The following is a 21709-nucleotide window of genomic DNA, read 5'->3' on the forward strand; positions in this document are numbered from 1 at the left end:
GCAACTATGAGTTTTACAAGCATGTTTAACGGAACAATGGATTGGTTTAAGAGTAACCCTGAAACCAGCAAGTTATTTGGTGGGGTTGCTGTTGGTGTCGGCAGTTATATGGCTCAATCTGCATTGCAGGATAGAAAGTACTCGCAAGATGTGGACCTAGAAAAATTGAGACAGAAAAACCGCTTAGAATTTTCGGATCATCAGCAAAATGTCAAAGATAAACGTACCGGATGGGCCACTGACATTGATACTCGCTTTGATGCCAATATCGGTGGTGAAAAAGGCGCATTAACTGGTGGTGGGTTGCTCGCTAGATTAAAAACAAGGGGGTAGCATGAGCTATGGACCGATAGGTGGCGCAAGTTCTTACGGTATGTCACGTGAGAGTTTTGACAATTCAATTGGTAAAAAACGACACGAGAGTCGTAGTGAAAGTGATCGCAACCGCAGAGAAAGTAATTACGTATCAAGACAAGAAACAAAAAGACGCCGAGAGGCTGAGAAGCGAGCGCGAGAAGCAAAGGAAAAAGCCGAACGTAAAGAGCGGGCAAAAGCCAGAAAATTAGCTCAAGAAGAGGACGATGCAAAAAAGGCGTTGGATAAACAGTCCGCTGAGAATGAAACAACTCTGGCCAGTGGCGGCGTGTTGGACAAAATGAAGCATCGCGACTTTAGCAACTATGGGTCTATTCATTTTAGGCCACCTACTAAAGAAGAAGCCAAACTTGGCTATACCCCTAATGATGCATTCTCCGCAAGACCAAGTTACCAAAAAGGCGAACAGGATATCGCTAATTATGCAAAAGAAGCCATTGATGAGAAACACACTGATATTGCAGCCGATGCAGTAGGAAGCATGATCAGTGCCGCATCGGGTGTGCCCTTTGGAGGCGCTGTAGCGAAGAAGGGTGTCGAAGTCGTTAGAGAATGGACTTCTGATGATACTGACTGGGAAAAACAGCTTAAAAGTAATATGAAGAGCAAAATGGAAGGCGATGGTTTGATTTCAACTGGTAAAACAGTTGCTGGAGCAGGCGCAGCCTACTCTGCCGCGAGAGGAAGCGCTGGTGCGGCATCTATTTCAAATGCGCTTAATACGCCTACAGTTGGGATTGGCCTTGGTATGGTAGACGATGTGGTTGGTTTGGAAAGCTATAAGAACCAGAACCGTGATTATTTGGCGAGTAAAGGGGTTGATATCACATCTGTACCGAGAGAGCCATCTTCTGGCGATAGTGGGAGACGTTCGTCGGGTATTTTGCCTGCTATGAAAATGCCTAATCTCAATCCTTCTCAAATACCCTCAAAGCCACAATTTGCGTGGATATCAGATATTGATACCAGTTGGAGTTTATAAATGATCAACCAAATGAAACAACAAGGCCAGCAACAAATGCAGCAGCAATTTGACGGATTGGCTCAGCGAAGTATGCAGCAATCTGGGGCATCACCTGATCCAAAAAATCCAGCACATACCATTGGAACGATGGTGGCGGGGTCGATATTTGCCACGCTGTCTTCTGCTAAAGAGAATGGTAAGTCTGTTCCTCCTCAAGTTGTGTTGCAAAGCGCAATGAACCTTACTCAACAATTGCTTGAACAGTACGGGTTAAATGAACAACAGTTGGATCAAGCGATGAGCTCCGTTTTTCTAGTGGCTATGCAGCTCATTTTGGATATGGGCCAAGGTGTATTGTCAGAAGATGAAATTAAAGCCTTCCAGATGTTTTTGCAAAAGCTAACTCAGGATATGAAAGGGCAATCTCAACCAATGGCTGAACCTCAAGCGCAGGAAATGTAGTTATGTCTTTAAGTGGTATTTTAGGTGCTTTAGTCGCAGGTGGTGGCAAAGCCATTAATGAAAATGCAGATGGTGTCATTGATGAACGTAAGCGCCAGGCTGACATCGATGAAGCCAATGCGACCTGGCAAACAAGAAGAGAGGAAGTAAAAGCAGATCAAGATGAGCTGTATACAAAGCAGCGAGCTGATCAGATTAGTGATAGAGAAGATGAGCAAGCATTTAGGTTAGCATTAGCCAAAGAAAATGGTAAGAAAACATCAGGTGCTCAAATGGCAAAACTAGTGAGTGATTTTGATGCGAATGCTACTGACATAATTAAGCAAATAGATAAAATCAATTCTAATACTATGTCTACTCATGCAGAGAAATTGGTGATGCTTAAACCTTTGTATGCTCGGTTAGATGATTATATGTCTAATAATTCTGAGGTGCTTAAATTGAGTACGCTTGGGGGCGTTTTAACAAATATTCGTAAGCAAGGCTTCGACCTATTTTCCGATCAACTTAATATAGAAACAACTCCTTCAGAAAAGGTACGTGAGGATACTGAAACGGCTTTCATTTCTCCTAGGCGTCGGAATAATACGCCAATGGGTACCAGTACCTTGGATGGAAGAGATGATGGACAGGTTACGTCGCTAATGACTCATGAGTACAAGGCTCGAACGCCAGGTATATTGAATCGAATAGCAGAGTCGTTTCGTTCTCCTGTAGGACAAAGCCAAAAAACGGCAGATTATAGCGGCTTAACAGTGAGACCATTTAACTAGCTTTGCTATACTAATGCTATTACCCATGATGTGATAAGTTCTATGTCTTTGCTCTATAAATGGTACCAACAGCCTCTGTATTGGATCAGTCTTATTTTTATCTCTTTTATGCTTTCTAAAGGTGTATTGATTGCGTTTGCACCAGAATATAGAGCATTAGTGGAGTATACCGGTGGTGGTTGGCCAGCTGTTGTCGAAATGTATGAATCATTAAAACTGGCCATAGTGTTATGGGGCAATTGACTAATCCTGTGACTGGGATTAATTAGCCCAAAGATGCCAAGCTGACTTTTATGAGTCGGCTTTTTTTATACCTAAATTTTATGCCCTGCCTTAGTGCGGGGCTTTTTTTTGTATGTAAGGAAAACTCATATGTATCGCAGTCCATTACACGATGTAGAAGTCGGAGTGACTACTGAAGGAAATAATCAAGGGGTGTTGGGTGATTTTATTGATAGTGTTCAACGTGGATGGTATCAGGGGATCGCGGGTGATGCTGAAACCATTAATCAGTTAACCGGATCGGGTGAAGGTGTCAGAAATTTTTTGATGGATAGAGCCAATAGCCAAATCAATGAAATGTCGGAAGAGGGCCAGAACTCACTGACTCAGGGAATTTTTAGTCAAGATGAAAATGGCAGTTTAACTCTGGGGGAAGGGGCTGGGAATGTTCGTACTTGGGTAAACTACATGGGGCAGGGTGTAGGAACGGTTGCTTCTTTTCTAACGACAGGGCTTGGTGTCGGTAGTATCGCCAAAGTGGGTGTCAAAACGGGCGTTAAAATGCTTGGTAAGCAGGTGTCAAAAGAAGCCTTAGAAGCCAGTGCAAAAAGAAAGGCGGCAGAGCTTGGGTTTAAAGGTCGAGCAAAGAATGCGGTTGCCAATGCAGGTATTAGTGTTGCGATGGGCAACGGCATGGTGGCTAACGGAGAGCGTGAGAAATACCAAAACCTTGATTGGAACACATTGAAAGACTCTCCGGCCTTTAGTGAGCTCTATTGGAACATGCGTGATGATCCAGAAAATGAGCATATAACAGACGTCGAATTGGGTGAAAAGGCTCGGTTCATGTTGGCTGAAAAAGCGGCAGAAAATGCATTCTTTAGTCCAAAATTAACAACAGCGAATGCGCTAAGCGGAATAACTGGTGCATTAGGTGGCCGAGGTTTTGGTATTACTGGCAATGTATTGGAACCTGGTAAAACACTAAAGTCTGGATTATTAAAAGGCTTCTTAACCGAAGGTGCTCAAGAAGCTGGTCAAGGTGGCATGGAGCAGTTTGTTTCCAATGAAAACTATAAAAATCTTATCAATCAAAATCATGACCTTTGGGATGGAGTAACAGCAAGTGCTGCAAATGAAGCCATTATTGGTGGTGTATTAGGAGCCGCCAGTGGTGGTGTAGAAGGGTATCGACACAAACCTATTGAAGCGTTACCTCAATCAACTGCAGAGCAATTTCAGCCGCAGGAGCAAACAAAACCGACCCCTTCAGCTGAAGAAAGAGCTGTTGAACAACCAATCACTGGAAATAGCCCTGTAGATACAGAGCTTAATCACCTCGATGATACCAAGGCCAGCTTTGCACAAGCATTGGCAGAGCAAGATGCCGTTGCTTTAAATAATCATCAAGAAAAAATCACAACAGACCTTTTGGCTGAAGCTGCAAAAAGACAAAGTGAACAGATATTGGTAGAGCCTACCCAGTCTGTTGAACAGACGGGCAATACGGATAGTACTGCAGAACCAAAGAGTAAACGACTAACGTCAACTCGTAGCGAATTAGTCAATAAAGGTGTACTGCCAGAGAGGAATCAAGACCAGGAGATTATTGAGTACGCCAGGGCGTTCAATCCGCAACGCGCAAAAGAAATTGAGACCATGCTGATGGATACAACGGTTTCAGAAGAAGATGCAATGCAGTTGGAGGGCGAATATATCGCTTTAGCAGAGCAGGCTAGGTCACTGTCCATTGACCCACTTCAAACCGCCATTACAGATACTCAACTGCGAAATAAAAAAAGCATGGCTGCTCGAGATAACCCTGCGCGAAAACAGGCTCGTTCAGTAGAGCGCTATGGCTTAAGTCATGCCAACGGTGCAGCCAAGAAACGAAAGCAAATACGAGAACAAGTTATTGCGAGACTGCTTCCTGAAGATCAGGGTAATAAAGTATTAATAGATCGCTTGGTAGAAAATGAATATCGTCGGTTAATGGACGATGGAGCTTTGCCAAAGAAGGATAAATATCAAGCGGAGCCTTATGATGATAAAGGCAGAGAGTTTAATAAAGCAGACTCTGACCAAGCTTTATCGGTGAAAGAACAAGAAGCTAAAAACGCAGCACTACTAGCTAAAGCGCAAGCAGAGCGTAATGCCCGGGAGCCAGAGCCGCAGGCAAATCCAAATTGGATAGATGAAGTTGAGGGAAAGCCGGTAACGAAAAGTTTTGCCTATGATAAAGCACATCAACAAGCTGAAATACGTGATGAAAAAGTGCAAGGGATCCAGAATCGAATAGATACTCCTGTATCGGGCTATTCCAACCGACCTAATTCAATGAAGTTACGTGAAGAAGGTATAAAACCAATCAAAGACTTTTCAGGAATTACTGCAAAAACGAAAGGAATGTCTAAACGTTTAAGACGCAAAATACAGAGAGCAAAAGGTTTTGATACTGATGCTGTGCTTAGTGAGTTTCAAAACAGTGAGAAACGTCTTCAGGCTTATGAGAAACAAGTAAAGCAGCAAGCTCAAAGAGAAGCACATAACCCAGATAACATTCAAAGACGGCAGTCAGCTGAGAAATTATTTGAAGACTATATGCAATCTGCCGAATCGAAACAATTTATTGAGAATGAAATTACGCAGACCATTAAGGCTGTAAATGAGCAGCTTGAAGCGTCTGCCGATACCGTTCTTGAGATAGATGAAAAAACAGTCTCTTTGCCAGAAGTGAAAAAAAGCTTTGAGCATAGTATTCGTAATCTAGCAAACAAGTTTTCAACAAAAACCGCTTCACTTGATGAGCAGATAAAACAGAAAAAATTGAGCAGTGAGCAGACGAAGAAGCAAGCTGAGAATGAAAATGATCAATCATTTCCAGATAAGAAAGCTCCTGGAACAAAGATAGAAGACTTTGGTGAGGAGTTAGCCGGTGCGCGTAAACACAACTGGGGGAAATTTGGCGATGTTATTCATGAGCAGATTGAGGCTCATGAACTAAAAGGAAAGTCATTATCAGAGTTGGTGCCTAAACCTAATTATGAAAAACTGCATGAGCAAGGTGTATCAAAATCTAGCTTAGTGTTGATGAGTCTTATTAGAGGAAGTATCCCAGCAAAGGGTCGATATGGCATACGGTTACAAAAATGGGTACAGGCGGTTCAACATGCCAGAGTCGTGTTTAAAACTGTACTGGATAACCCAGAGAGCGATATAGATCTATCGACTATGGCCACACCTACAGGAAAGATGCTGGTTGATCTTGCTGAAGAGATGACATTTAAGGAAATAGATGCTCTGCCTCACTTCTCATTGGGTAAAAGTCCCTTTAATAACAACTATATATTTAGTTTTAAGAAGCAGTATCGAAACAAGCTAGAAGTAAGCTCTGAAAAAGAGTTTAAAGAAAAGGCTTTGGCGTTCATTCGAGAAAATGTACCAACAGAAAAAGAAAAACAAACCAAATCAAAATCTAAAGCCAATCTGGGTATTTACACCAATCGATACGATCGCAGTAAAGTGATCATAGGTGCCAAAGTAGGAAGTCGAGTTGTCGATATTCAAACGGGTTTTAGTCGTTACTCAGAAGCTGCAGATTTTTTAAAAGAAAACCTATCGATGCTTGAAGGTAAAGTTGTTGCGGTACGTAAAGAGCTGAGTCGAGAACTGAGAACAGATAAAAACCGAATTCGCCAGGGAGAGAATGGACGAACCGTTGATGTTACACCAGAAATGTTTGCCAACAAGTTTCAGTTTAGGGGCGTCCAATTTGGTAACTGGGTGGAAGGTAAGCGCAGACAAAAAGATCTGAATGATGCGTATGATTCGCTGGTGGATTTAGCCAAATTGATAGGGGTTCCCACTCAGGCACTATCGCTAAATGGTGAACTAGGGCTTGCATTTGGGGCGAGAGGAATAGGTGGCAGAAACCCTGCTGCAGCGCACTATGAACCTAAGCAGGTTGTTATTAACCTAACCAAGAAAAGTGGCATGGGGTCACTAGCTCATGAATGGTTTCATGCATTGGATAACTATTTTGGTAAGCAAAATGGTCATTATAGTGATTGGATAACGGAGAATCCCAGAGTTGAACAGGTACAAATCCGTGAAGAGATAGCGCAAGCTTTTCTCGATTTGAGAAAAGCAGTTGATGCAACCAAAGTGGATGAGCGATCTTCTGAGCGGGACAAATTTCGCAGTCAGCCATACTGGGATACGACTATTGAAAAACTGGCGCGTTCATTTGAGGCGTGGGTAATAGAGCAAAATAGTATCAATGGCATTACTAATGACTATCTGGCAAATGTTATTCCTGAAGATAAAGCCGATCTTGAAACCTATCCTTACCCAACTAAAGAAGAGTTGGATAATGGACTCTCGTATGCGTTTTCTAACTTATTTGAAAAGATGTACAGCAGCATCGATGAAGAAACGGGTCGACATGTTCTTTATTCTTTAGAGTCGCTATCAGAGAAAACGCCTGGTAAGGGTATGGGGAAAAAACAAGCTGAGCTCTTTGTTAATGGCTGGAAGAAACGTCATAACCTCAATGAAGTACCAATCAATGTATTTGCGACACAAAGAGATGCAGAGGCATTTCTTGGCTTCAAACATGATGACCAAATAAATGCGTTTTATGGAGACGCAGAGGTGTATTTGGTGGCAGAAAACCTCAAAGATACTCAAGATCTAAAACGTAAATTAAGACATGAAGTACTAACACATTACAAGTTAGATCAACTGATGTCGGACGACGAGTCTTATGAGCTGCTTAATTTAGTTCACCAGACGAAAAACAGTAAACATCTTCAAGGGATCTGGGAGCATGTTGAAAAGGTATACGGTGATGAATCTGACTATATCAAGGCAGAAGAAGCAATAGCTTATGCTAATGAACACATCTCTGATTCGAGAGTAAAAGCATGGTTAGATAAAGCGATTGCCATCATAGCTAGAGTGTTGCGGCGTATTGGGCTAATGAGTCAGCAAGATATAACCCAAGCCGAACTAAACAATATTGCCCGAACCATTGCCAATAAGAGTGCCGGTGAGCCTGTCTATATTCCGATAAATGTTGAGGTAAGTTATTCAGGCGGCTCTGACGGCGAACAGTTTATACAGGGCTTGCTTCCTGCCTACTCTCGTGAAGTGAATAACCAGTACTTTGGGCGAGGAGATTTCAAGGCTGATTTGTACCGGTATATCAACAATAAGATGAGCCGACCTAAACCTTTGAAGGTGATGGATACGCCCGATGTTCTAAAGGCGATAGGTGTAGATAGCAGCGATATTGTCATTTCCAAAGATAAGATTCTAAAGGTGACTAATGGTGTAAAGCATGATGTCCCTTTAAGTGTTATTGAGCAGCTTCCAGAGTTAATCAATGATCCAGTTGCTGTATTTGACCCAGACCCGGCAACAAACAAAGCTCAGTATGATAATGGAGATAAGAATATCTTGGTGGAAGCTTTTGAAGGAAACGATCGAATCATGATTGCTCTTCAAGTTAACACTAAAGAAGAACGTGCATTATCTGTTCATTCAATAAAAAGTGTGTATGGAAAATCAGACAGAAAATACCAAAGGTGGATAGATAAGGGACTAGCTAGATATTTGAAAAGTAAAAACCCCGATTGGTTACGGCTGCGAGGGCTCCAATTGCCCAAGGGCGGTAATCAAGGCTTGTGGACCAAAGGTAATACGCCTAAGGGAGACAAACCCAATCGAGGTTCTATTGAAAATATACTGACTCAGGAAGATATTGTCAAAGACGATACGCCAGGGACTACGAACTCAGAAGTTAAATATTCAAAAGATAAATTGCCTTCTGCTGACCAGTTGTTAGCAGCAAAGCAGGGCAGTTTGATGAAGAAAATTAAAGAAGCATTAATGAGTGTGCCGGTTATTGGTCAGCCAATTGATGCAGTCGCTCGAAACAAATACGCCTTATTAACTCTTCGACAGATAGGAGAAGTCGCAGGCTATATTCATAAACCACTTGGCACAATGATTGATGAATATCAAAAAGAAATTAATTCCATGATAGTGACGCAAAATACGCTGGCCGAAGAAGCGGCTACGGTATCTGAAGAGCTTTCTAATTGGGCAAAGGAAAATAGAGAGCAAGCCGATAAATTGTTTGAGTTTGCCCACGATGCGACATTAGCGGATGTTGATCCAAGTGAAGCGTTTCAATCTAGAGAATTGGAGCTCAAAGAGAGTATCGCTAAAAAGCAAAACATGATTAAAGAATATGGTGGTGCGAATACAGAACGAGGAATTACTTTATTTAAAGAGCTAAAAGAAGAGCGGGACTTATTGAAACAAGAGCCAAGCAGACGTAAAGCTCATACTATGATGAAGCCGAAATGGGCCCGGCTATCTAAAGAACAAAAGCAACGATTTATTCAAATGCGTGACCACTATCGTGATCAATCAGCGAGGATGAACAAAGCACTGGAAGAGAATATTACTCGAGCGGTTCAAGACAATAAGACTCGCAAAGAGATGGTCACAAAACTAAGACAGCGACAAGAACGTGCTGCTAAAGGACTTTACTTTCCATTGGCTAGAATGGGGGATTATTGGCTAGATTTTGCAGATGAGAATGGTGAACGTCAGTACATGATGTTTGAGACAAAATCTGCAATGGAGTCTGCTAAAGAACGCTTGGTTGGGGGTGGTTATCACGTGGAATCAGGAATGAAGGCACAATTGGCTGGTGGCGAGAAAGTAACGTTGCCCTTTGTTGCCGATGTAATAAGTGAAATTCGTAAAACTAAAATGAATAAGGAGACTGCAGATACTCTTTCCGACCAGGTTTATCAGATGTATTTAAATACCCTGCCTGCACGTTCTCTAAGAAAGAACTTTATCCACCGTAAAGGGGTAGCAGGTTTTAGCCAGGATGCTATCAGGGTATTAGCTGACAATGGTTTTAAACAGTCTCGCCAGCAAGCAAGACTGGATCATATGGATATTTTGGATAATCACCTTGAAGGGATAAAAAAGTACGCTGAGCAGCTGCCTAATCATGTCGAGGTGGACCGAATGACAGAAGAGCTAGGTAAACGTCATGAGTGGGTAAATAACCCTCAGCGGTCATCGTGGGCGCAAAAACTCACAGGCTTGGGTTTCGGGTGGATGTTGGGTCTTACACCTGCAGCTGCGCTTGTGAACTTGACTCAGAACCTTCAAGTTGCGCTGCCTGTACTAGGTTCTAAGCATGGAATGGCTAATGCCAGTGGTGAGATGTTCAAAGCGAGTCAAGAGTTCTTGAAGGCAGCATCTAAAGGTAAAAAGGATAGAAGCGCAGGGATATTAGGGCGAATTCTAAAGGGGAGTGAACTTGAGGCCATGAAAATGGCGATTAAACAAGGTGTGATTGATACTACGCAAACAGCTGATCTTGTGGGTTTAGCTGAGAACCCTAATGCAAAATATTCAGGCAACTGGAACAAAGCAATGAATGTTATCGGTTGGTCATTTCATCACGCGGAAGTATTTAACCGTGAAGTCACTTTCCTAACCTCATACCGGCTAAACATGAAAAAACTGGGTGATCATAACCAGGCTGTTGACCAAGCAGTTAAGGATACCTGGGACAGTCACTTTGATTACACTTCAATAAACCGAGCTCGATTTATGCAAAGTGATATGGCTGCAGTGGCTTTACAGTTTAAGCAGTACAGCCAGAATATGACTTACTACTTGTGGTCGAATATGACTAAGTCCCTGAAAGGAGAGTCTACAGAAGTTAAATCTCAAGCACGAAAACAGTTATTAGGTACATTTGCTGCTACTTTCTTTATTGGTGGTGCCGGTGCACTGCCTCTATGGGCTATATCAACCAGTATTGATGCGGCTCAAGCAGCTTTTGGTGATGACGATGATCCTTTTGATGCTGAAACAGAAATGAAAAGCATGTTGTCAGGAATGGTAGGTAAAGAGATGGCAGCTCTCATTTGGTATGGTTCACTACCAAGTATATCAACCCGAATTTCACTAAATGACTTATGGGTAAGAAGCATTAATCGTGAAATGGATGCTGATAAAAAATACTTAGAGTATATGAAGCAGGCGTTGGGTCCTGTTCTTGGTGGTGTAGGAGTATCTTGGGCGCAAGGGTTAGCCGATATCTCTAACGATAATGTCATGCGAGGTAGTGAGAAGCTAATGCCCAAAGCGGTTAAGGACATGCTTAAAACATCTCGATATATTTATGAGGGAGGCATTGTTAGTCGTTCTGGCTCTGTGATTGTTGATGATATGAGTGTCGCTGAGTTAACAGGGCAAGCTATTGGCTTTACACCAGGCAGAGCAAATATTCAGTATGATGAAAATAATGCCGTCATGAACTATCAGACAGATATAACTGACCGTAGGAAAAAGCTGATGAATGCGTATTACAGTGCGTATCGTTTGAAAGATGAACGAGCGAAAGTGAACTTGATGCGTAAGATAGCTAAATTCAACCAGTCTGAGTATGGCCGCAAAAACCCAATCACATCTAAGTCTCTTAAACTTTCCATCAAAACTAGGCAAAGAAACCTTAAAGCATCCAGCAGTGGTATTCGTGTAAACCCTAAATATCAGCAGTTGGTGGAGAGGTATGATTTTTTCTAAGCGGATACCGTTTGATAAGTAATGAATCTCAATAGAAAATAGTATAATGTATTGAAATAAGTGGTTTTACAAAATTATAAAGACCAACCTCACTTCTTGTTTTGTGTCCAAATTGCGTCCAAATAAGTTGTGATTGTATTTTTTAGTTTAAAATATCAATGGATTAGGGGTTATGACTCATAATTGGGATAAATACGCAGCTAAGTGGGAAAGTAATCCTGCAAGCAGTGAATTTGCAGAGAAAGCATTTGCTGAGCTAAGTAAGTTGGTGAACCTATCAGGAAAAAGAGTCATTGATTTTGGCTGTGGAACCGGACTGCTTTGCCAAAAGATATCACCATTCGCAAAGGAAATTGTTGCGCTAGATAGTTCGGAATCTATGATTGAAGAACTGGACAAAAAGTTATTGGATAACGTAGAACCCGTGGTTGATCAACTGACTCGTGGCTTGATCGCACAGCACCCGGCATTTAGAGGGCAGTTTGATTGTGTTACAGCCTCTTCTGTTTGTGGCTTTTTAGATGATTATCAAGAAGCGGCGACGTTAGTCTATTCATTGCTGGATAAAGGTGGAGTATTTATCCATTGGGATTGGCTAGCGGGTAGCCACGATGATGGATTGACAACTGAAACCGTGAAGAAAACTTTGCGTAAAGCAGGTTTTTCATCCGTTCAGGTTTCACAACCGTTTGAAATAGAAACAGAGCAAGGAGTATTGCCTGTTGTAATGGGCTTCGGTCAAAAATAATCTGTCGACATATTGCAGTATAAAGCCTCGATTTATCGAGGCTTTATCATATGGCAGTGTCAGAGTTAATTAAGGCTGTTGACGTGTTGCGCAGATAACAATCTCACGAACACACACGCCTTGCGGTTGTTGGTATGCATACTCGACAGAGCGAGCGATATCATCAGGAACGAGAGCTCCGCCCATCGAATCTTTCCACTCTTCGTAACCGTCAATAATGTCATTAGAGGTAGTGTGAGACAGTAATTCTGTTTCTACAGCACCTGGTGCAATTGTTGTTACTCGTACATTGGACGCCGATACTTCTTCGCGTACGTTTTCTGAGATAGCGTGTACAGCAAATTTAGTTCCACAATACGCAGCATGATTAGGAAATGTTTTACGACCGGCGATAGAACTGATGTTAATAATAGTTCCGCTTTTGCGTTCTTTCATCGGCGCTAGTACCGCTTGCATACCGTTCATTAAACCGATGACATTAACATCAAACATCGTTTTCCACTCTACGGGATCTTGGACATCCAGTTCACTTAACAGCATAACGCCAGCATTGTTAACGATACAATCTGTTGGACCAAATGTCGCTTCTGCTTTAGTGATAGCGGCTTCAAATGATGCTCTATCTGTCACATCCACTTTTTCACATAGGGTATTGGGTAGTTCAAGTGCTTGTAAGCGGTCAATACGACGTGCCAAAAGTAGTAGCGGGTGGCCTGCTGCACTTAAACGACGAGCGATAGCTTCACCAATTCCTGAACTTGCGCCTGTAATAACGATTAGCTTTTTCATTTTTATACCCCATTTATCAATTTGATTAGATAAGCAACGTCTTTTGTTGCGATGGAGTCATAGTAAGAAATCGTGCGTTATTGATATATAGCCTTTAAGTTCAAAGTCTGTTGCACAGGAGAAACAATACGCCCAAACGATTGTAATATATAGGGTTTAATGTTTCACCGATGTACTCTATCTAAGAAACCTAACAGGATATGCCAATTTAGCGATCGAACTGTTGTTTAATGAAGTCGATAAACGTGCGTAAGCGTTTTGGTTGATACCTGTCCTTGTGGTATATCGCAGAAAAAAGAACTGCTGGAATTTGCCATTGAGGCAGTATTTTGACCAGTTCACCACTTGCCACTTTTTCAGTGCAATACATTAATGGTACGCGGATGATGCCATTACCGGACAGTGCTCCGGTAACTAAAGCGTGACCATTTTTGCAGACGAACTTACCTTCAATATTCGCATCGTAATGATCTTGGCTGTTTTCAACGGATTGAAAACTCCAGCGTTTCACCGAACCTGTCAGGCAGTTGTGTTGGGCTAACTCTTTCGGATGGCTTGGAGAGCCATATTTCTCTATATACTTAGGGCTGGCTAATGTCACCATCTCTATATCCATGAGTTTTTTAGCAACAAAACCTGCGTCGTCTATCTCACCCATTCGAAAAGAGATATCAAATTCATCTTGGATAAGATCCACGCGGTTGCTACTGAAGTCCAAATGTATCTGGATTTGAGGATGCAGAGACATAAATTCAGCGATGTAGTGAGATATGATCGCTTCACCTATGTAGCCACCAACGCAGTTTACTCGAATAAGGCCACGAACATCCTTGGTGTCGTCCACTGCCGCAATTAAAGCCTGATCAATATCGTTAAGTGCCTTCTCACATTGGTGATAAAAACGTTGTCCGGCAAGGGTAAGACTCAAAGTGCGTGTTGTGCGAGTAAGCAGGGTTACCCCGATCTGTTTTTCTAACGCACTGATTTGACGAGAAACATGAGATCGAGAGACAGACAGCTCTTCTGCTGCTTTGGTGAAGTTTCCTAACTGAGCAATCAATACAAAAGATCGAATATCAGCAAGATTGACACTGTTTAACATGGCGACTGTCCCTAGTTATCTTATTCATTGTTGCTTATAAGCAATAGTAAGCTAACTATAACATCATGTGTCAACAAAATATCTTTACTTTACTTCAAGGACACACACCGAAGTACCTCTACGGGACATACACCAAAAGTACTAAAATAGTTTGATTTTGTTATTTCCGCATTGTCACTAGCAATGCCGTTGAGTGATAACTGTTAGAGTGATTTAAATTTTCATGATAGAGCTTGCTGACACTATGACAACTGCTAGGAAACAACTTATCTCCGTTGATGCTACTGCGTATTACCATTGCGTTTCTCGCTGTGTAAGACGCAGTTTTTTGTGTGGTGAAGATGAATTAACACATACTAGTTATGAGCATCGTAGGGAGTGGATTGAGCGAAAAATCTACGCTCTTACTCATGTTTACTGCATTGACGTTTGTGCCTATGCCATCATGAGCAACCACTATCATCTAGTGCTGCACATTAATAAAGATAAAGCGCTGGCTCTGTCACGTCATGAGGTGGTTGAACGCTGGAGCTACGAGCACAAATTACCAGAACTTATACAACGTTGGCTCAATATGCAGTTGGTTAGCCAAGCTGAGGAGAATCAATGCCTCAAACTTATTGAAACATGGAGAGAAAGGTTATGGAACTTGAGTTGGTTTATGAAAGAACTCAACTACGATATTGCTTGTCGAGCTAACCGAGAAGATGACTGCACTGGGCATTTCTGGGAAAGTCGATTCAAAAGTCAGGCACTGTTGGATGACAAAGCGTTGGCGGCTGCTATGGTGTATGTTGATTTAAATCCTATTCGAGCGGGTGTTGCCAAAACTCCGGAAACATCTGAGTTTACGTCCATTAAGGCCAGAGTTGATGCTCTCAATAAAGATCTGGTTACCGCGCCTTGTTTGTATCCATTTGTGGGGAATTCAAGCAAAGAACATATAGAAGGACTACCGTTTCGATTAATAGATTATATTGAACTCGTGGATTGGAGTGCGCGTGCATGTCGAGATGGTACAGCCAAAATGCATGAAAGCGTTCCACCTATTTTGACGCGTTTGAACTTCAATCAAACACGTTGGTTAACGGTATGTACTGCACTAGAAAAAACTCGCTCGTCCGCAATTGGCAGTACCGACTGTATTGCAAAAGCAAAGGTCGCCTTGAATAAGAAAAAGATGCATATCTATCACCTAGAATAAACGTTTATGTTTAATTCATTCGTAACAACCTACACAAGTCTACATCTTGGAGAATTGCTGATTTCTCCAACTCCTCAGAGCAGGCTGATTTTTTGTAATATTTTCCTTTGGCAGAAAAATTGTTAGCGATTTCACTGAAACGATAACGAAAAAGCGACGATCGCATAATTATGACGTTTTGGAGTTTAAAGTGTGTGTCCTTTTTCTTTTCTTTTTCTTTTGGTGTGTGTCCCGATGTTTATCCTCCCGATGTTTATCCCGATGTTTATGTTTTATAGGACCTTAGACCAGTGGTTGTCCCACTGGACACTGCTAGTTCGGGTGTTTTTAGATTTGTTGGGGAGTTGTTCAACAACTTTTCCTGCTCCTGAACTAAGTCGAAATTCATTGTCATAGACCACGACTCCTGACGCATCGGGTAAAGCATTCAGCTCAACCAGTTTTCCGCTTGTTTTGGACCAAATTCCATAGCAATTTCCTGGGGGAGAGGTGGCTAAAATCCATTCTTCCGTTGCTGCTATGCTAGCAATGTAATGGTTAAATCGAGCCCATTGTTCTGGTTCGGCTTTTAATTCTTGCATGCCACTACCGCGGGTATGCATTGCGATTAATGCGGGGTATTCATCCGGTTCGCCACGATATTGTTGTCCACAAAGTATCGTTTCTGAACCATCATGAGCAAGGTGACGGATGCTGAGTTTATGATCTGATAATGTAACCTGATCCAGAAGTTCGCCATCTTGAGAAAGGTAGCTCAGGCTTGGCGTCATGGTATTTAGGTTAAGAGGTTGTCTACCATTGGTGTGTACGCCTCCAACACCAATTGCCAGAGCCCCATCAGGCATCAGAATGATTTCATGGGGGCCGACGCCAAAGCCAGATAATTCGTTAATCTTCTTATACTGATCACGCACATCATAGACACCAATAATACCTCTGCTGGTGCCTTTTTCCCCTTCAGTGACAAAAAGGTAATTACCATCATGAGAGTAAACACCGTGTCCGTAGAAGTGTCTTGCTTGCTGGGCGAGTTGTAGCTTGATAACTTGCTCCGTGTGGTAATCAAATACCATGAAGAAAGTACCTGGCCGTCGACCGATAACCGTTGCGTGTCCTTGTCGATTCGTAGCTACACCATGTCCACGTTCGGGGATGGGTAATTTAAAGAGAGGCTGACCATGCTCATCTGCTACTACAGCCGCATATTCATTGCGATTGATTATTGAACAACCAATCAATGCCGGTTCGCGTTTAGCGTCGTTAGCCAGTATAGAGGTACACCCAAAAGGGAGTATCGGAGTTGCCGCTCCAAAAAGAGCGGCTTTAAGTAAGGTTCGTCGATTAGTATTAGTCACCATCGGTAGCATTAAATCCTATTATTACGCCTAGTTCGATAGCCACTTCTTCATGAATAAGGTACTTCAGATATTCCAGCTTATTGTATTGAGCAAGTACCATTCGGTAACCTTCTTTTCTTTGTAGTGCGCTAAACAGGCTGCTATCTTCCGGCCAAGTTCTTAGAGCAATATCAAATTGATTCTTTATTCTGTCTGCTAATTGGACTTTGTTTTGATCTCTTAGTAGTGCATCCAGACCATTCCCGTTAGCAAAATAGAGGGTTTGCAGAGCTTGTAGATTGGCTTTTAAATTAGACAGTGACGTTTCTGAGCGCCACGACTCAGAAAAGTAAGGTCTTGGCTGACCGACATTGGCTAGGGGACGGCTAAGCTTTTTCATGCTGTACTCAAGTTGATTTGAGATTAATGAAATATACTCAGACTGCCATTCTTTCTCTTGCAGAGATTTCCATGGGTTTGTAGCCCATGCTTCGGCGATAATATGTGCTTTGTTGTGCAGGTTCTCGGCAATCGCTACACCGGTCGAACAGGTGGCATTACTGGTTTTTAGTGATGAAATGTCGTCATACAGCAACCATTCTAGAGCACCTAGTCCTTGTACCGTCACGCTCTGTTTAGATAGCAGCTCGGCGCTCCAATTAGTCTCCGAATTTATTAGTACGGACATTTTACGACCTGTGGTGTTTTTCTTATCAGGCCAAAACTGCACGTTCCAGCTCTGTTCCAATGCCTTTTCTTGTCCGCGTTCTTGGCCTTGTAGTGCCATCCATGCCAGCATTGTGTTGTGCCATTGCTGTTTTATTGGTGCCTGTCCCTGAATCGTTTTTGGTGCCTGTCCTTTTGTATCGTTTGTATCGAGAGAACAAAAATCGCGGAATGCTTGTTCCAGTGAGGAGGTCTGTTGCAGAAAGTTCTGTGCGGACTGAAATTGAACCTCATAGACTGCTTGTGAAATACTCGTTGTCTGCTCCGGAATGCTATTTTGGCTACTAGGGGTGGATTGGCAACCACTTATCCCCAGTATCATGAGTACTGCACTTGTTAGTAGAGTCTTTTTCATGCTCGCTTCCTTATAAAGAGTTTAGAAACGCAATCAGAGCATCACGATCTTTTTTGTCTAGCGCCAGAACATTCTGTTTCGCCGTTTCTGCTTCACCACCATGCCAAAGTACCGCTTCCATTAGGTTGCGTGCGCGACCGTCATGTAAGAAGTAAGTGTGGCCGTTGACTTCTTCTGTGTAGCCAATTCCCCATAATGGCGCGGTTCTCCACTCTGTCCCGTTCGCTAAGTACTCTGGTCGGTTATCAGCTAAACCTTCACCCATATCGTGTAACAACAGGTCGGTATACGGATGAATTAGCTGTTCAGAAAGAGCAGGTAGCTCCGGCCGTTTGGCTGTTTTTACGTTCGTCTTATGGCAGCTTTCGCAACCCGAAGAGGCAAACAGTTTTTGACCTAATTGAACTTGAGGATCTTTAACATTGCGGCGAATAGGGACTGCCAAGTGCTGGCTATAGAACTCCACAAAATCCAGTATGTTTTGGCTAACTTCAGGATGACCACCATTAGGCAGGTCGCTACATATACTTTGCTTAGTGGTGCAGTTTTCCTTGGAGAATAGATGGCTTGTTAGACCGATATCCCCGTTAAATGCTGCTGCGTTCTGTTGCATTAGGTTTGGTTGACCAGCTTTCCAGCCGAAGCGACCAATGGCGAAATCATTTTTTTCTACATCCCAGACTTTGTTTGCCTTGCCTGTAACGCCATCGCTACTGCTACGGCCTGCACTTTCCCACTCTAGCAGTGTGCTGTCAGGGATACTTTCCAGCAGGCCAAGGCCAATCATTGGAGGTGCTACACGAGCTGAAAGCTGAGTATCAGGATGCATCTCGCCATAGCCTAGATTGATGATTTCTAGCTTAGGTTTTCTTAATGTTACCGTGGTGCCATCTTTGAATTGAACAGGCACATCGGTGTAAGTAATTTTAATTTCGCCTTCTGGCGTTTGATCTTGCAGTGCAAAATCTTGCAATTGACCACCATAGGTTGGTTCTGGAATATTGCCATCCATAATGAAGGCTTTTTTCTGTTCTGGTGTCATGGCTGGAATACTTAAACGTACCAGCATAGATACTGCGTGAATATCATCTTCTTCCGGTGGGTGTCCGCGACCATCTTTGATATGGCAGTTCTGGCAACCATTGGTATTGAATAGTGGCCCTAATCCATCACGTGCTTCTGTTGATGCTGGTGCCTGTACCCAAGGATTTCTGAAAAAACTGTTACCAACGCTAAAGTCTAGGCGCTTGCTTAGTGGCAGGTTCGCGGCGGGTAGTGAGTAAGCATTAGCACCCTGCTTTTTTACACTGGTTTTGCCGCCCGACCTTATGTCGTAGGCCATAGCAGAGAAAGAAAGAATCGTGGCTAGCACGGGAATAAAGAATGTTTTCATGTTATTGCTCTATTAATACGTCTACTTCTAGTGTGATTACAACGAACTTAAACAGCAAAAGGGCTCCGAATGAGCCCTCTGATTAATTATTGTTTTAGCTGATTAAAATTCGTGGTCTGCAGTATCTGGATTTAAGCTGTCGATACCAACGATAGCCGCTGCTTTTTCAATGGCACTCGTTTGTGCGACTAAGGCAAAAATAGACTCATTTACCAGAGCATTACCTTGAGTGTTTCCTGCGGCGATTAATTGGTCAAAGTGCTGATTGTCTTTCTCAGCAGAAGAGACAAGAGTCCCTACTTGGTTACGAGTCTTATCAAACTGCTTTTGGATTTCTTTCGCTGCTTGTTTATCTTTTTGAGCAACAAGATCGGCGATACTAGGACCAGATAACAGCGTACCGTTTTCTCGCTTGTAAAGACCGGTGTAGACATTGTAAATGCCTTGTTCGTTATAGTAGTGAGAGTTATGAGTGTTGTCTGAGAAACAGTCGTGCTCATCTTCTGTTGAGTTTGCTTCTAGCGCCACCTTCATACGCTCACCAGCAAGTTCACCAAGAGATAGTGAGCCCATACCAAATAACATCTTACGAAGACCGTTATCCGCCGAATCTGACAGTAGTTCTTGACGGTAGTTGTCTTTTACACTTTCAGACCACTGGTTTTCCATCCACTCAAGGTCTTGAACAAGAAGCTCTGCGGCAGCTTGAAGGTACTCACCACGACGATCACAGTTGCCGTTTGTGCAGTCAGAGCCAACAACGAAGTCGGTGTAAGCACGTTGACCGGCACCTGCGCTAGTGGCGTTAAGGTCTTGACCCCACAGTAAGAATTCAATCGCGTGATAACCAGAGGCTACATTGGCTTCTGAACCTCCAATTTCGTTAAGATCTGCAATCAATTCCGGAGTGATTTTTGATACGTCTAGTTGAGTGGCACCCACCGTTAGGCTTGTGTTTGCAATGATATTTGCCGCCGCACCTTCATTACCCAGTTCATACTGGTAATCTGAAGAAACGTAGTCGATTAGACCTTCATCAAGAGGCCATGCGTTAAGCTGTCCTTCCCAATCATCAACGATGGCGTTACCAAAACGGAATACTTCAGACTGTTGATATGGTACGCGAGAATCAAACCAAGCTTGTTTTACTTCTTCAAACTTAGCCTTTGAAGGAGAAGCTAGAAATTGGTCGATCTTCATTTCTAGTGCTTTTGCAGTGGTTAACGAGTCAGCATAAACGGCGTGAGCAACGTCTGCGTAGTGTTCAACTACCTGTTGTTTAGTTACGTTAGCAGCGAGTGAACTGCCGCTGGCAATGAGTAGTGATGCAGTAATAGACTGGACTAGTACCTTTTTTGCATTCATCTGAGGCATCCTTGTTGAGCATTAAATTTATTATTTGTAATTACGAATTGTTATCATTAACATTCGCAGCAACACGCATAATACAAACTTTATACGTTTTTGCAACTTTACTGATAAAAAATCTGTATTGATGGTGTGTTGAGTAGCTATTTCAAAACTAGTTATTTCAAAATCAGCCTCAGAGATAACCTCCTTACTTAAGCTTACGTTCACTTACACACAACGGAAGATTAACCACTTATAATTTGATTCAAGTAGTCGTGATGTTGGTGACGAATGGATAAGTGTGTGTCCTGCATGAATAGGTGTGTGTCCCGTTATTCTTGTCTCGTTATTTCAGCTCTGTTATTCCTAATAAGTAGATGTTTTTATAAATGAAAAATTTAAGTATTGTCAGCGTTATTGTTGCGCTGAGTGGTTGTCAAAGTATGTTTATTCCGCCTGTAACTTTGGATACGGATGGCAGTATTTCTACCATGACAGGTGTTATTGATGGGGCGACGGCGTCTCAATTGTCTGAGGAACTGGCTGATAATTTGTCAGTAAATACCTTGGTGTTAAAAGGGATTCCGGGCTCAATCGATGATGAAAGTTCTTTAGCAGATGTTTATAAGGTCATTGATGATCACCAGTTGACTCTGATTGTGCCGGCCGAGGGGTATGTTGCGTCGGGCGGAACGGATATGTTGTTGATGAGCCGGAAGCGAGTGATCGAACCGGGAGCCTGTATCGGTGTGCATAGCTGGGCGATGGGTGAAGGAGGTGAGCTAGTTGAAGGTGGTCAGTTGCCACGCGATGCAAGCGAGCATCAAATGTATCTGGATTTCTATAAAAAAGCAGGCATTGATGCTGAGTTTTACTGGTTTACTCTGGAAAAAGCAGATTCAGAAAATATGCACTGGATGTCTGCGGAAGAGATTAATCGCTTTCATCTAAGTACGGTTGATGTACTTGATTTACAAAATGAAAATGAGCAACAACGTACCGCTCGTTGTGAGAATCGTATCGATGAAATGGAAATCTAGTTGGCGATGATCTAGCTGGTCATGAAATAGAATTTGCTCTGTTCGGTCTTGGTGAGGCGATATCCTTTGGCTCAAGAGCAAAAAGTAATCAACAGAGAGTAAAACTAAAGGAGCCATCGTAATGATGGCTCCTTTAGTTTGTTTTCAACCCTTAAACCACCTTCTAGGAAGGTGGTGATCGTCCATTAGGGCTTTGCCCGAAGGACGCTCATGTTCAATATATCCATGTTTGTAACCAGCA

At 42.6% G+C, this 21709-nt stretch carries 14 protein-coding genes and 2 pseudogenes; 10 read left to right on the plus strand and 6 right to left on the minus strand.

What is annotated here, in order from left to right; genetic code table 11:
• Positions 1–6 precede the first annotated feature (6 nt).
• The 8 genes and pseudogenes from F0227_RS12040 (at position 7) to F0227_RS12070 (ending at position 12172) form a co-directional block, all read left to right on the plus strand.
• Entirely contained in the window at positions 7–333 is a 327-nt protein-coding gene (locus F0227_RS12040) for a hypothetical protein (protein ID WP_171753451.1), read from the plus strand.
• A 1-nt stretch (position 334) separates the two neighbouring features.
• The gene (locus tag F0227_RS12045) at positions 335–1357 is read left to right on the plus strand and encodes a hypothetical protein (RefSeq protein ID WP_171753452.1); all 1023 of its coding nucleotides are present in this window, start codon (positions 335–337) and stop codon (positions 1355–1357) included.
• Entirely contained in the window at positions 1358–1801 is a 444-nt protein-coding gene (locus F0227_RS12050) for a hypothetical protein (RefSeq protein WP_171753453.1), read from the plus strand.
• A 2-nt stretch (positions 1802–1803) separates the two neighbouring features.
• Positions 1804–2574 carry a hypothetical protein gene (locus tag F0227_RS12055; protein ID WP_171753454.1) on the plus strand — a complete coding sequence of 257 codons (771 nt, stop codon included), beginning with the start codon at positions 1804–1806 and terminating at the stop codon, positions 2572–2574.
• A 42-nt stretch (positions 2575–2616) separates the two neighbouring features.
• On the plus strand, positions 2617–2817 hold the full coding sequence (locus tag F0227_RS12060; protein ID WP_171753455.1) for a hypothetical protein: 201 nt from the start codon (positions 2617–2619) through the stop codon (positions 2815–2817).
• 3255 nt (positions 2818–6072) lie between these two features.
• Positions 6073–8409 (plus strand): annotated as a pseudogene (locus F0227_RS21960) (LPD5 domain-containing protein); the annotation flags it as partial.
• Positions 8410–8625: 216 nt separating this feature from the next.
• Positions 8626–11424, plus strand: a pseudogene (locus F0227_RS21965) (PLxRFG domain-containing protein); the annotation flags it as partial.
• Positions 11425–11596: 172 nt separating this feature from the next.
• The gene (locus tag F0227_RS12070; protein WP_171753457.1) at positions 11597–12172 is read left to right on the plus strand and encodes a class I SAM-dependent methyltransferase; all 576 of its coding nucleotides are present in this window, start codon (positions 11597–11599) and stop codon (positions 12170–12172) included.
• Between the two features lie 69 nt (positions 12173–12241).
• On the opposite strand, the gene F0227_RS12075 is transcribed toward F0227_RS12070, so the two are convergent.
• Complete coding sequence (locus F0227_RS12075; RefSeq protein ID WP_171753458.1) at positions 12242–12961, minus strand: SDR family oxidoreductase; 720 nt, start codon at positions 12959–12961, stop codon at positions 12242–12244.
• Positions 12962–13169: 208 nt separating this feature from the next.
• The gene (locus F0227_RS12080; protein ID WP_171753459.1) at positions 13170–14063 is read right to left on the minus strand and encodes a LysR family transcriptional regulator; all 894 of its coding nucleotides are present in this window, start codon (positions 14061–14063) and stop codon (positions 13170–13172) included.
• 244 nt (positions 14064–14307) lie between these two features.
• Here F0227_RS12080 and F0227_RS12085 point away from each other — a divergent pair, with 244 nt between their 5' ends.
• Positions 14308–15267, plus strand: coding sequence for a transposase (locus tag F0227_RS12085; protein WP_253822086.1), 960 nt, complete (start codon positions 14308–14310; stop codon positions 15265–15267).
• A gap of 272 nt (positions 15268–15539) precedes the next feature.
• On the opposite strand, the gene F0227_RS12090 is transcribed toward F0227_RS12085, so the two are convergent.
• The 4 genes from F0227_RS12090 to F0227_RS12105 form a co-directional block, all read right to left on the minus strand.
• Complete coding sequence (locus F0227_RS12090; protein WP_171753460.1) at positions 15540–16634, minus strand: DUF1513 domain-containing protein; 1095 nt, start codon at positions 16632–16634, stop codon at positions 15540–15542.
• Complete coding sequence (locus F0227_RS12095; RefSeq protein WP_171753461.1) at positions 16615–17685, minus strand: imelysin family protein; 1071 nt, start codon at positions 17683–17685, stop codon at positions 16615–16617. The genes F0227_RS12090 and F0227_RS12095 overlap by 20 nt, the downstream gene beginning before the upstream one ends.
• 10 nt (positions 17686–17695) lie before the next feature.
• The gene (locus tag F0227_RS12100) at positions 17696–19078 is read right to left on the minus strand and encodes a di-heme oxidoredictase family protein (RefSeq protein WP_171753462.1); all 1383 of its coding nucleotides are present in this window, start codon (positions 19076–19078) and stop codon (positions 17696–17698) included.
• A 102-nt stretch (positions 19079–19180) separates the two neighbouring features.
• A complete protein-coding gene (locus tag F0227_RS12105) occupies positions 19181–20443 on the minus strand; it encodes an imelysin family protein (RefSeq protein ID WP_171753463.1) in 1263 nt (420 codons plus the stop codon).
• Between the two features lie 374 nt (positions 20444–20817).
• Here F0227_RS12105 and F0227_RS12110 point away from each other — a divergent pair, with 374 nt between their 5' ends.
• Positions 20818–21468, plus strand: coding sequence for an alpha/beta hydrolase (locus F0227_RS12110; RefSeq protein ID WP_171753464.1), 651 nt, complete (start codon positions 20818–20820; stop codon positions 21466–21468).
• Positions 21469–21709 lie beyond the last annotated feature (241 nt).

This window comes from Vibrio sp. 99-8-1 (genome assembly GCF_013114595.1).
Lineage (GTDB): Bacteria > Pseudomonadota > Gammaproteobacteria > Enterobacterales > Vibrionaceae > Vibrio.